General features: G+C 28.2%; 11 protein-coding genes. 3 read left to right on the top strand and 8 right to left on the bottom strand.

What is annotated here, in order from left to right; all coding sequences use genetic code 11:
• Window positions 1–79: 79 nt before the first annotated feature.
• Together psyc5s11_RS19070 and psyc5s11_RS19075 are read right to left on the bottom strand one after the other, a co-directional pair.
• Window positions 80–667, bottom strand: a complete 588-nt coding sequence (locus psyc5s11_RS19070; RefSeq protein ID WP_224034067.1) for a GyrI-like domain-containing protein — start codon at window positions 665–667, stop codon at window positions 80–82.
• A 120-nt stretch (window positions 668–787) separates the two neighbouring features.
• On the bottom strand, window positions 788–1423 hold the full coding sequence (locus psyc5s11_RS19075) for a hypothetical protein (protein ID WP_224034068.1): 636 nt from the start codon (window positions 1421–1423) through the stop codon (window positions 788–790).
• Window positions 1424–1801: 378 nt separating this feature from the next.
• Here psyc5s11_RS19075 and psyc5s11_RS19080 point away from each other — a divergent pair, with 378 nt between their 5' ends.
• Entirely contained in the window at window positions 1802–2524 is a 723-nt protein-coding gene (locus tag psyc5s11_RS19080) for a hypothetical protein (RefSeq protein WP_224034069.1), read from the top strand.
• A 75-nt stretch (window positions 2525–2599) separates the two neighbouring features.
• Here the strand turns inward: psyc5s11_RS19080 and amrS are convergent, their stop codons facing one another.
• The 3 genes from amrS to psyc5s11_RS19095 are packed head-to-tail and all read right to left on the bottom strand — an operon-like array spanning window position 2600 to window position 5218.
• The gene (amrS, locus tag psyc5s11_RS19085; protein ID WP_224034070.1) at window positions 2600–3580 is read right to left on the bottom strand and encodes an AmmeMemoRadiSam system radical SAM enzyme; all 981 of its coding nucleotides are present in this window, start codon (window positions 3578–3580) and stop codon (window positions 2600–2602) included.
• 25 nt (window positions 3581–3605) lie between these two features.
• Window positions 3606–5012, bottom strand: a complete 1407-nt coding sequence (gene amrA, locus psyc5s11_RS19090) for an AmmeMemoRadiSam system protein A (RefSeq protein WP_224034071.1) — start codon at window positions 5010–5012, stop codon at window positions 3606–3608.
• Between the two features lie 50 nt (window positions 5013–5062).
• Window positions 5063–5218, bottom strand: a complete 156-nt coding sequence (locus psyc5s11_RS19095; protein ID WP_224034072.1) for a hypothetical protein — start codon at window positions 5216–5218, stop codon at window positions 5063–5065.
• Between the two features lie 286 nt (window positions 5219–5504).
• Between psyc5s11_RS19095 and psyc5s11_RS19100 the strand changes: the two genes are divergently transcribed.
• Window positions 5505–5909, top strand: coding sequence for a hypothetical protein (locus tag psyc5s11_RS19100; RefSeq protein ID WP_224034073.1), 405 nt, complete (start codon window positions 5505–5507; stop codon window positions 5907–5909).
• Between the two features lie 205 nt (window positions 5910–6114).
• On the top strand, window positions 6115–8124 hold the full coding sequence (locus psyc5s11_RS19105) for a KUP/HAK/KT family potassium transporter (RefSeq protein WP_224034074.1): 2010 nt from the start codon (window positions 6115–6117) through the stop codon (window positions 8122–8124).
• An 88-nt stretch (window positions 8125–8212) separates the two neighbouring features.
• Here the strand turns inward: psyc5s11_RS19105 and psyc5s11_RS19110 are convergent, their stop codons facing one another.
• The 3 genes from psyc5s11_RS19110 to psyc5s11_RS19120 form a co-directional block, all read right to left on the bottom strand.
• A complete protein-coding gene (locus tag psyc5s11_RS19110; protein WP_224034075.1) occupies window positions 8213–8578 on the bottom strand; it encodes a ribosomal maturation YjgA family protein in 366 nt (121 codons plus the stop codon).
• A gap of 167 nt (window positions 8579–8745) precedes the next feature.
• Window positions 8746–11271 (bottom strand): FAD-dependent oxidoreductase, encoded by a 2526-nt coding sequence (locus psyc5s11_RS19115; protein WP_224034076.1) that lies wholly within the window; start codon window positions 11269–11271, stop codon window positions 8746–8748.
• A 100-nt stretch (window positions 11272–11371) separates the two neighbouring features.
• Complete coding sequence (locus tag psyc5s11_RS19120; protein ID WP_224034077.1) at window positions 11372–12667, bottom strand: C40 family peptidase; 1296 nt, start codon at window positions 12665–12667, stop codon at window positions 11372–11374.
• Window positions 12668–13000 lie beyond the last annotated feature (333 nt).

Raw genomic sequence — 13000 nt, forward strand, 5'->3', positions numbered from 1 at the left:
TCCGTAATATTTTTTACTTATTGAGTAAAAAAATATCGTAAATTCATTTTATTGAATACTACGATATTTATAATTATTTTTATTCTATAGCACTTACCTTATAACGTAAAACAGTTTTTAATTTTGATATTTCTGTTTTACGGCCATCAGAAATATATATTTCTCTATGGACTTTTGTTATTCTTTTTAAGTTATTTTGCTCACAATATTCTTTCATCATAGCAAAACTATTTGGTTCATCATCATAGGAACCAACATGAAGCATCTGTACGCATAATCCATCATTCATATTACCAAAGGTTACACATTCTAATAATGGATGTGGTTTTTTCTTTTTGACTATTTCAATTGCTTTCATAGCAATTTCTTCTGTTACAAAATCTGGCTGCCTAATCATAATATTATATATAAGTTCATTTTTATCAAGAGTGTCTTGCAATTTCCCTTTTTCACTCATATCCCAAACACCTTCTAAAGGAAAAACAGTATAATCAAAGTATCCATCTGGTATCACTCCATTTTTATGCATCATTTTTACTGCATAAGAAAGAGAATATAAAACCCCTATTGCTTCAGAGAATTTCTCATCATTTGGATTCCCGTTTCCTTTAATCATAAAAAATTTACATTCTGGGACTGTAATTAATTCCACTTTGTTTTTTTGCATATATAATTCTTTATCATGTTTTTTTCATTCAAATTTCATTAATCTTTACCTCCTGCTTTATCTAAACTATAACATCCCAAATATGCCAACAGTATGTCATATTAGAATTACAAGATTCTTCTATATAAATCTTTCATTTAATAAATCAAGGATTTTCTTAAACACTAATTTATTATTATCAATACTTTCAAATAAATCTTTTATTTCATCTTTGCTTAATTCAAATTTACTTTCCAATACATCTAACATGTTATCATCTTCATATTGCTTTATAATAATATTCCCTACACATTTTATATTTTTAAATAATTGTAATTCAAAAAAAATGTCTTCTGTTTTAGCCACTTCACAACAAATTATATTAATGAAATTTGTTATAGATTCTAAAGAATATTCATTATTTTCTAATACTTCAATTTCCCCAAGCCACCTTTTATAATCTTCTATATCCTTTTTACAAGAATCTAATTTAAAGGTTTCCAACAATTTTATAGTTTCACTATACTCACACACATCAAAATATACCTGAGATTCTTTAGCTCCTATACTTCTTGTAAGTTGGATTGATGGTAATAGTAAATACTTAATAAATGAATATAGTTTATCCTTAGAATTAAAACATACCCAATCTTTAACACCATCATCACTTTGTTTATTAATCATGGAATATTTTAGAATAATAGAATCAGCAGTAACATCAATTTCTTCTTCTCCATCTATCCACTTTTTCCAAAAATCAATTAAATCTTCACTCATCTTTTTGTTCTCCTTTAACCTCTTAATCTGTTATAAATTAATTCAAAAAATAAATAGTTTATATATTTCAAAATGCAATCTTTCTCTTAGGTACTTTTTCACTTATCAAAACAATAATCTTTTTATAAACATATTTCTACTATTTTAATATCTCATTTTTAATTTTTTTATAAATATTTTAATTATTATAGAAATTTAATTATCATATGTTATTATATTCTCTTTCGCATCTTAACACAATCGTTCCACAATATATGATAAACACTGTTGTTCTTTTTATTCATTTGCTTATATGTTGTATATTCTGTTAAAATAGAAATGCTTTTGTTATAATAAGGCACAATCAAAAAAATAAAAATTTCTCAAAAGGGAGTACATATGAAAAATTCAAAACACTATTTATTAGTTTCATTTCTTTTAATTTTTTTATCATTTATCATGTTTTTAATTCACTATTTAATATTTGGTCAATTGGAGAATACTGAATATTATTCCTTAATGAATCTTTGTTTTATTCCAATAAATATCCTTGCTGTAACTCTTATGTTTGAAAAACTTGTTGAGAGACGTGCTAAACTTGAGCGTGTAAGTAAATTAAATATGTTAGTCGGATTATTTTTTAGTGATATTGGATTTATTCTATTGAAGCTAATAGTTGAAGGAGATGAAAAGATTCAATCTCTAGAATTGGACTTTGCTGATTTAAAGACTTCTGGTAATAAATTAAAATCCCATGATCATAATGTTGATTTTGAAAAAATTAATTATCCTGAACTTAAGACACTAGTTATTGAAAGTAGAGATATTTTGTCTAATCTTATAAGTAATGAGAGTCTTTTAGAGCATGAAACCTTTGCTGATTTGCTTATGTCATTAATGCATTTACGAGATGAAATCATATTTTTAAAGCATAAGGAATTAACCACTGATGATTGCGTGCATCTTAAGGGTGATATTAATAGAGTATATAAAGCATTAACTTTGCAATGGATAAGCTACCTTTCACATTTAAAACAATTTTATCCTTATCAATATAGTGGTGCCATTAAATTTAATCCTTTTACACTTAATAATTTAGGTCAAAAAAAGCAGGAGTTTTAATAGCTCCTGAAGACTTAATATTTAAAATAGTCTTAGTTGTTTAATTAAGTTCTTGGTTGCGGCTTTGTACTCTTTTTATAGGTATATATCTTCCCCGCACTTTTCGCATTTATTTTCTTTCATAAGAATTTCAGTAGAATATCCATTTCTTCTAATAATCAATTCATTGCACTTAGAGCAATATGTATTATTATCAACCCCTTCCACATTTCCTACATACACATGTTTTAAATATCTTTTAGCTTCGTTTTGAGCTTGCGTTATCGTATCTATTCTAGTTTCTGCATTATCCATTTTATATCTCGGAAAATATCTACTTAAGTGAAAAGGTATATTTTCATTAACACTAGCTATAAACTTAGCTATTTCCCTGGTTTCTTCTATAGAATCATTTTCATCGCTAACGAGCAAAGTTGTTATTTCCACATGGCAATATTTATTAGCTATTTTTATAGTTTCTAAAACTGGTTCGAGTCTTGCACCACAAATCTTATTATAATATCTACTTGTATATCCCTTTAAATCAATATTCATAGCATCAACATAAGGAATAAGTTTTAAAAGTGGCTCTTCATTAATGTAACCATTTGTTACTACTACAACACTTGTATCCGGATTATTTTCCTTTATACTTTTAGCTGCATCATAAATATATTCATACCACATAAATGGTTCATTATAAGTAAAAGCAACTCCTGCATTATTTTCTACTTTTGGAATTATATCAATCAATTTTTCTACACTCATATATTGTGTCTCTGGTTTGCCTTGAGATATTTCATAATTTTGACAAAAGCTACAGGTCATATTACATCCAAAACTTCCAAGAGATAAAATATTTTTTGATGGTTTAAAGTGGTATAGAGGCTTTTTTTCTATAGGGTCAACTCCCATAGACGTAACGCCTCCATAATTTATGGCAACAGGTACATTATTCTTTAAAGTTCTAACTCCGCATATTCCAAATTTCCCTTCATCTAATATACAATTATGAGGACATATTCTACATCTAATTTTATCTCTATATTCTTCATAAAATGGTATCTTCATATCCATAACTTATCACCTTCCTCTAAAGCCATCATATTTCTTTATATCTTACAACCTCAAATTTCTCTATATTATAATATCCTTCACTATCTATATTAGCTTTATCACAAGCTATATTTAATTGTTCTTCTACAGTATCTACGCCCTCAAGATCTGGCAATAACAATCCACGTCGTCCACTAGAAGAAACAATAACACCATATCTTTTAGGATCTAGCTCTTCCTTTTCACATGGCACCGAATCCATAAGAACATCTACAGATATATCAATATCCTGTAGTTCATCTTCTAAAACTGCTGGAAATCTTGGATCATGGATGGCTGCCTCTATTGAATTTCTTATTATCTCTTGGCCTACAGAATTAGTTGTAGGTGCTATGGTTCCTATACAACCTCTAAGATTACCAAACTTTTTTAACGACACAAAAACTCCATGTCTTTGTGCTAAAAGTTCACTCGGTAAATTAGATATTTCTGCTATCTCTTTTCCACGAGAAAAATAATGATTTAAATTTTCTCTAGCAAGCTTTACATAAGGATTTTTACTATTTAGTTTTTTTTTAAATTTTTCTTCTTTATCTTTTATTAATAAATCTAAATTACTTTTATTTTCCGATCCTCTTCTAAGTTTCATTACGCTGTAGCCTACTCCAAAAGGTCCTTCATAAGATAAAAGTTCACCATTTATTTCCTTGCCTTCCATTGCTCCAAGAAGTATATAAACAGAATTTAATGCACATTGTCCAGCTTCTTCAACCATAGTTTTATTCATATTAAAAGCTCCAACAACATCGCCATTTTCTAAATTCTTTAGAAGCTCATGATCAAACTTTTCTCCATATGGTGAATAAGAATATGGCCCTTCATCTTTAAGTTTATGAGATAAATCTCCACTGGCTATAATTACAGCCTTTCGATTTAATTCCTCTGCTATTTTTTTTACTGCCATCCCAAATTTATATAAATTTATATTACCTATCATAGAATAAGTAATATGTACAAGGTTATAATCATTATAATATTTGTTAACAAAATATAATGGAACCAAAGTACCATGATCTAATTCATAACTAACGTTATAATTCTCTAAAAAATCTGAATTCACAAGAACTGATGGTATTCCTTCTAAATGACAAGCTGTCCCCAACCTAATATTAAATTGCCTATCTATAGGAATGTTCATCCTTATATTAGTGCATCCAAACTGGCTTAAATCCCCATAGATTATATCGTCGTCTGATACCGCTATAGCATCAGAAAACATTGCAGCATGTGGTGTTATAATTATTATTGTATCAGGCTTAATATCTGCTATTTCTCTTCCTATGCAATTACAAGCCAAACTTGTTTTCTCTATTTTTTTTTCTTCCCCTTTGCCTATGTCTGGAATAATTATTGGTGGATGTGGTAAAAGATAATATCCTAATATATTTTCCATAATTTACACCTCTTAATTAAATTTAGGCATATAAAGTAATTGAATATATCCTATTCTAAATTCTTAGACGATTCATTCTCCTTAACCTTTTCTAAATAGTCTTTTTGATTCACTATATTTTGTTCAAAGTCTTCTATTGCATGTTTAGTAAAGTTCCCCACCCTCATTAAATTACGAAATTTATTTCCATTACTTTTTCCATTCATCTTAAAATCCTCCTTCTTGAATTATATTATGTAAGACATCTAAAATATAATATCGAATAAATGATGTCTAATAATAGTATCTCTAATGAAATGATATTTTATTAATATTAATGTAATGTATTTCTTGATTTCCAGGAAATTAGAAGTGAGAATTAAGTTAAAATATAACTGAATAATATTTGACACTCAACACTGTGGTAAAACATAGCCATTTTGAAAGAAATCATTTATAATAGATTAGAATTATTTATACAAGAAAGTGAGGTGTTAAAATAGGGAGATACATTTGAAGTTTTGTTTAATAAATGAAATTATAAGTATCTGTCCTATTGAACAAATGGATAAATTGGGTATATGCGGTTGGTTATCCAAAGATGGAAAATTTAATGAATGTGGTGAGTCTAAACACAATCTTTTAGCATCTAAATTAGAAAAGGATTTAAACTTAAAAGTATTTGATGAACAAAAGTCTATTTATTTGCATGATACAGCATTATTAGAGTCTTTAGGGTATATTAAATTTACCCAATCTACTTATGGTTTAATAGATGAATCTTCTAATAATCAATTTATGTTATTCTATGGAAAAAGGTTTTCCTATGAACAACGAAAATGGATGGAAGAGAATATATCAAAAATGTTGCCTCGTCAAAAATCAGAATGTCGAAGAAGACTAATATTAGGTTATTAAGATATTTGACTTATTTTTAAATAGTGATATCATAAATATTATTTCTAAAATTAACAAATACTATTTATGTTTCAATTAATAATGTATAATGTACAAGTTACTGTTTAAAATAAAGCTAAAAGAGTAACTTCGAAGAAATAATTCAATATATAAACTTAATTAGAACTAATACATAACTATTTTTAAATGTAAAGGAAGATTAAATATGAAATCAAATACGAAGCAAAATAACATTTCTAAAGCAACCTTAGGGGGAATTTTAGTAACACTAGGTGTAGTTTATGGGGATATTGGAACTTCACCACTTTATGTAATGAAATCAGTTATTCAAGGTAATGGAGGCTTAGAAAATATATCTGAAAATTTTATTCTTGGCGTCTTGTCTCTAGTTTTTTGGACAATTACTATTTTGACAACAATAAAATATGTTCTTATTACTTTAAATGCAGATAATAAAGGTGAAGGTGGAATTTTTTCACTTTACACTTTAGTTCGTAAACGTGCAAAGTGGCTTATCATTCCAGCTATGATTGGTGGATCTGCACTCTTAGCTGATGGAATGCTAACACCTGCTGTAACTGTAACTTCGGCAATCGAAGGACTAGATCTAATTCCAAGTTTTAAGGCTTCTTTTGGTAGCAATCAAAATAACATTGTTTTAATTGTAATAGTAATCATTAGTGCCCTCTTTTTCATTCAACATTTTGGAACTGATTTAATTGGAAAAATGTTTGGTCCAATAATGCTTATTTGGTTTTCCACATTAGCAATATTTGGAATTATGAACCTTTCTCATGATTGGACGTTATTACGTGCACTATCTCCGCACTATGCTGTTATGACTCTTTTTGGTAGTGAAAATAAATTAGGATTTTTTATTCTTGGTGGTATATTTTTATCATCAACAGGTGCTGAAGCTCTTTATTCAGATCTTGGGCATGTTGGTAAACATAATATTTATTCGTCATGGCCCTATGTTAAAATATGCTTATTATTAAATTATTTTGGCCAAGGAGCTTGGCTATTAGCCGCTAGGAAAAATCCAGCTTTTTTAAATGTGGAAGACTTAAATCCATTTTTTCAAATGATTCCACACAATTTTTTAATTTACGGTATAATAATTTCAACTTTGGCTGCAATCATTGCTTCGCAAGCTTTAATTTCCGGATCTTTTACACTTGTTTCTGAAGCAATTAAATTGAATTTATTTCCTAGATTACATACTATGTATCCATCTAGCACTAAAGGGCAGCTTTATATACCAACAATTAATAAATCTTTATGGTTTGTTTGTATTTGCATTGTTCTTTACTTTGGGAATTCAGCACATATGGAAGCAGCTTACGGACTTGCAATTACAGTTACTATGTTAATGACAACTATTCTCTTATTTAATTATTTATTAAAGAAAAAGACTCCTTTTGCTCTTGCAGTAAGTATGCTTATTTTCTTTGGTACTTTTGAATTCTGTTTCTTCATTGCAAATGCTGCTAAATTTATGCATGGAGGATTTGTAGCTGTCATAATTGCTTTAGTAATTTTCTTTATTATGTATATATGGATTAAAGGACACTATATTAAACTTCGTTTATTAGAAAATGTCCCAATTGCAGATTATAAGACACAACTAAATCAATTACGTCAAGATGCTGATCGCCCTAAATATACAACAAATCTTGTATGTTTAACTAGTTGCGAAGATCCTAACCAAATTGAAAGAAGCATAATGTACTCTATTTTAGATAAAAGACCTAAGAAAGCAGAAGTTTACTGGTTTGTTAATATTAGTGTTACTGATGAACCTTATGACGCAGAATATTCAATAGATACATTGGGAACATTATACATTGTAAAAGTTCATATAAAGCTTGGTTTCCGAGTAGAACAAAAATTGAATGTTTTCTTACGCCAAATTTCAACTGAATTAGTTGAAAATGGTGAAATAAAAATTCAATCTAGAAACTATACTACAATGCCTGATAGAAAAGTTGGTGATTTTCGTTTTATTATAATCCAAGAACAACTTTCATATGAATCAGATTTAGATTTTTGGGAATCATTAGTACTTAAATCTAAGTTATTTATAAAAAGATATACTGTTTCACCAACAAAATGGTTTGGACTTGAGAATAGTGATGTTGACATTGAAAATGTCCCATTATTTTTAGGTTGTAATAAGCACCATCATACCACTTTAAAAAGAATTCCAAAATAACTTATTTAAATAAATCTATTAATTAAAGAGGTCTTCTTCATAATGAAGAAGACCTCTTTATGTTATGCTTTCTAAAACTTCAACTACCTTACTTACTCCACTTAACTTCATATACAAATATTAATATTGTCCCAAGAAAATAGCAAAAAATATCATTTAAATCAAAAGTTGACCCAATAATTATTTTTGCACCTTTAAGATTTTCCATGTGTAATAAAGAAATCAAATTGAAATATTGGCCTACTTCAATCAAACAAGCAAACAAAAAAATATACACCGGTAAAAATCTTATATGTTTGCTAATAAAACTTCTAATGAAAAAATATATTAGAACTACTACCAATGCATCACCAACAAAAGGTCTAATTATATTATCATGCACGAAAAGTCCTATATATATTTCTATTATAAGTAAAATTATAAATGTGCTTAAATGCTTATAATTTATTTTCATAATTATATCTCCTAATATTTTATGTGTTTCTTATAAACACATGAATTTCTTAGTTTTCTATTAAATCTCCAGTCTATTTATTACAACTTTTATACTATTGTACACTTTTAACAAAAATAAGGCTAGAAAGTTTTAATTACCTTCTAACCTTATTTTTAATTTTTTACTTAAAATATTTGTTTAAACAATTTATTTTCTTTTACATCTTGTGTTACTTTTACAATATCACTAGTATCACCAATTAATATAGCACCACATAAACGATTATTTGTAAAATAGTATTTTGTATATGTCCTTTTAACTGGATCTTTAAATTCTACTGTTTTATATTGAACATTAGGCTTCTTCCCATTATCTCCAATTGCATATAATGAAGTATTCATACCATTAAAGGTTAAAGTAGAATCTACTGTTTCATATGTTAATGAATCTCCTGCTGCATTAGCACCAGCTACTTTACCCATTTCTAGCGCTTGTGGCCAAATACCATAATTTATTCCATTATATTCTGCACAATCTCCACATGCATAAATATCAGAAATATTAGTTTCCATTTTTTCATTTACAATTATAGCTCTACTTGCATTAATTCCTGCTTCTTTTGCTATTTTAGAATTGGCACAAATACCACAAGATATAATAACAAGATCTGCTTCAATAATTTCGCTTTCATTAATTCTTACACCTGTAACTGAATCTACACCTTCTATTTCATCAATCTTTACATTTAATCTTACATCAATTCCTTCACCTTTAATTATTTCTTCTAGGAATTTTCCGCCTTCATTATCTAATTGACGTCCCATTAATTTATCTGCAAGTTCTAATACAGTAACTTTACATTTTGCTTTACTTAATTCCCATGCAGCTTCAAGTCCAAGAACACCTCCACCAATTACAACAGCGTTCTTAACTCTTGGTAGCAATTCTGCAATTTTATTTGTATCTGAAATACTACGAATTGCTATAATCTCTGACTTATCATTACCTAAAATTGGAGGAACAAAACACTCAGAACCTAATGCATAAATACATTTATCATATTTAAGCTTAATTCCATCTTCAAAAATAACTTCTTTTTCTTTGGTATCAATTTTAATTGCTTCTCTTCCAAGTACATTTGTAATATTATTTTCTTTATACCAAGCTTCATCATGAACTGCAATTTGATTTGAATTAAACTTAGCTATCATTGACTTTGTTAACATTGGACGATTATATCCTAGTACATTCTCATTAGAAGCTAAAACTATAGAACAAGTTTCATTTCGTTCTCTTATTGCAGTTGCTGCACTTATTCCTGCTGCACCATTTCCTAAAATTAAATAAATTTCATTTGTATTTTTCTTATAATCATTTTCATCCACTTCAACTGATATAAAGTTTTCTTTGCCCACACCACAAACTGGACAAATTTCAAGACTAGAATCAAATATATCACCACAAACTAAACATTTTACTAAAGTTCTCTTTGCAGATTTCTTTTTTTGATTTTCTTTATTTTGCAAAATACAACCAAAGTTAAAACCATAATCATAAGCTTCACTTAAATCATTATCACTTGGTTTGAATTTAATTCGTAATCCATCAACAACCTTCATATTAAGTTGTTTTAATCTTTCTATAATATGAGGAACTCCTTCTCCACTCCAGCCATAACTTCCAAAAGCACTCGCAAGCTTTCCTCCATGAGTTTTAGCAAAAATTGATATAGTTAAATCCCAAATTGGTTCTAATGCTTCACCAACAATTGTAGGTGTACCAAAAAGAATACCATCTGCATATCCTAATTCTTCTAAGACTTTACTTTTCTCTACTTCTAATAAATCATAATCTCTTACATCTATATCCCCACTAGCTTTAATTCCCTTAGCTATTTCGCCTGCCAATTCTTTTGTATAACCATAAGCACTTACATATGGTATAATTACTGTTTTTCTTGGATTTGGATTAACTACAGTACACCATTTAGCATTAATTTCTTTAATCTCATCTATTCTACAATCAATTACTGGACCATGTCCTGTACAAATCATATCAATATCTAAATCTTTAATTCTGTTTAAGGCTTTTATCATAAATGGTTTAAATGGTCCAATAATATTATCAAAATAATATTTATTAGCTCTCATATAACCTTCATTGTCTGTAACATTACTTAATAAAATTTCATCAAAGCTATAATGTGAACCAAAAGAATCACAAGTAAGCAAAGTTTTATCTTCTTCAATATATGTATACATTGTATCAGGCCAATGTAAATTTGGAAGAACCATAAAACGTAAAGTTTTATCGCCTAAATCTAAAGTATCATTTTCCTTTACTGCTATACTATAAAAATCATGATTTACAATATTCTTTAAAAATCCTATAGCAACTGATGTACCAACAATTTTAATATTAGGGTTCATTTCAATAAGTTTTTCTATACTACCTGCATGATCTGGTTCCGTATGATTTACTACAATATAATCAATTTCGCTTATATCAACAAGTTTATTTAATGTCTCTAAATAATCATCAAAAAATTTAGCTTTTGCTGTTTCAAATAGCACTGTCTTTTCACTTGTTTTAAGTAGATAAGAATTATATGAAGTCCCAAATTCCGTTTCCATAACAATATCAAATACTTTTAACTCTGGGTCTAATACTCCCGTCCAATAAAAATTCTTTTTTAGTTCTAATGCATTCATACAATTATTCTCCTTTTCATCTATTCATATATATATGTGTAAATTATATATCTTTTACTCAAAAATAAGCAAAATTCTTTTTTTAACAATCTGGTTTATACTAAAGTATTCTTCTTGCTGCATAAAAACCATATACTGGTCCTACTTTAATTACTTCACCCGTTTGTGGTGCATGAATCATTTGTCCATTACCAACATATATTCCAACATGACCTGCATGTGGAAATACTAAATCTCCTGGCTTAAGTTGATCTTCACTAACTGACTGTCCAACGTTAATTTGTGTATATGTTGTTCTTGATATATCTATTCCTGCTCCATGTTCATACACATACTCAGTAAATCCTGAACAATCAAAGGTATCCGGGCCTGTTGCACCCCATACATAATTTGCTCCTAAATGTTTATATGCTTCATTTAAAATTGCTTGAGCCTTTCCTGCTGCTGGTGCTGCTACTGTTGAATTTGATTTTTTGCCGCTTGATTTTGTATTTGACGTTTCTGATTTTACGTTTGCTGCTTGTGCTTCTTGTTCACGTTTTGCTGCTTCTTTTTCCTCAACTACTTTCTTTTGTTTTGCTGCTACTTTTGCTTTTTCTATTTTATCGTTAATTTCCTTAGTAACAATGGGACTCTTAATTTGATTATTTCTAATACTTACTAATTGATTAATTGCCCCTTCAATTTCTATAGATGAACTATTGGCATTATCTATAGTATCAAATTGAGTCTTTACAGCCTCTCTTTCTAATTGCGATAAATATTCTGCATCGAATTTACTTTTTTCTGCTTTAGCTTGATTGGCTAAAACTTCTTGTTCTTTCTTCTTTCCATCTAATTGGCTTAAAGTGTCTTGTACTTCTTTATTTAATTTATTTATTTCATCCTTTTTATCACCTAAAGACTTTACTTTACTATTTAATTCTTCTTTCTTAGTATCAATTGCTTCTATATATTCTTTATCTTTTCCTACAATTTTACTCACTGCTTGTACTCTAGAAAAAAGTTCAGTGGTTGAATCAGCTTCAAGTACGAAGTTTAAATAATTAAATTCCAGTTCTCCTGCTGAATACATTCCTTTAACCCTTTGTCCTAAAGCCAAATCTAAATCATTAATTTCTTTTTTACATTGCACAATGTCTTTTCCAGTATTTTCAGTAATCATATTAATATTTTCTATTTCCCTTTTATTCTTATCTACAGTAAATTGTAATGGTTCTATTTGAGCACTTAAATCATAAATTTTATTTTCAATATCTGTTATTTTATTTTCAATTTCTGCATATTTCTGTCTTGATTCACTTAATTGCGCATTATTTGGCGTTGCAAATACTGGCATTGTAGTGCCAATTGCTATTATAATCGCTAACGAAGTAGCTAAAATTTTATTTTTCATATCTTATCGGTTTTTTAAACCCTTTCCCCCTTTATTATCCCCTGTTATTACATAATTATAGCACTTTTAGCAACCACCAACAATCAGTATATATATGGTAATAATCTATTATCTCATTTATATCCCAACATAATATATATTACACCATTTTTCTAACTTATTCTTTGCTTATCAAAAAAATGCACATGAAATACTAACAATATTCTAACTACTTATAACAATAGAAAAAGGAGTATCTTTTATAGATACTCCTTACACAATCACCTTATTTCCCACAATTAAATTTTGAAAATATTTGTCCCTTATTTCATTTTTACTATTTTTTTCTTAAGC

Origin of the sequence: Clostridium gelidum (genome assembly GCF_019977655.1) — a bacterium.
GTDB classification, from domain to species: domain Bacteria; phylum Bacillota; class Clostridia; order Clostridiales; family Clostridiaceae; genus Clostridium; species Clostridium gelidum.

Coding starts and splice junctions, on each gene's coding strand:
- psyc5s11_RS19070 (WP_224034067.1), bottom strand. CDS start 667: ATGCAAAAAAACAAAGTGGAATTAATTACAGTCCCAGAATGTAAATTT.
- amrA (WP_224034071.1), bottom strand. CDS start 5,012: ATGGAAAATATATTAGGATATTATCTTTTACCACATCCACCAATAATT.
- psyc5s11_RS19080 (WP_224034069.1), top strand. CDS start 1,802: ATGAAAAATTCAAAACACTATTTATTAGTTTCATTTCTTTTAATTTTT.
- psyc5s11_RS19075 (WP_224034068.1), bottom strand. CDS start 1,423: ATGAGTGAAGATTTAATTGATTTTTGGAAAAAGTGGATAGATGGAGAA.
- amrS (WP_224034070.1), bottom strand. CDS start 3,580: ATGGATATGAAGATACCATTTTATGAAGAATATAGAGATAAAATTAGA.
- psyc5s11_RS19110 (WP_224034075.1), bottom strand. CDS start 8,578: ATGAAAATAAATTATAAGCATTTAAGCACATTTATAATTTTACTTATA.
- psyc5s11_RS19105 (WP_224034074.1), top strand. CDS start 6,115: ATGAAATCAAATACGAAGCAAAATAACATTTCTAAAGCAACCTTAGGG.
- psyc5s11_RS19115 (WP_224034076.1), bottom strand. CDS start 11,271: ATGAATGCATTAGAACTAAAAAAGAATTTTTATTGGACGGGAGTATTA.
- psyc5s11_RS19120 (WP_224034077.1), bottom strand. CDS start 12,667: ATGAAAAATAAAATTTTAGCTACTTCGTTAGCGATTATAATAGCAATT.
- psyc5s11_RS19095 (WP_224034072.1), bottom strand. CDS start 5,218: ATGAATGGAAAAAGTAATGGAAATAAATTTCGTAATTTAATGAGGGTG.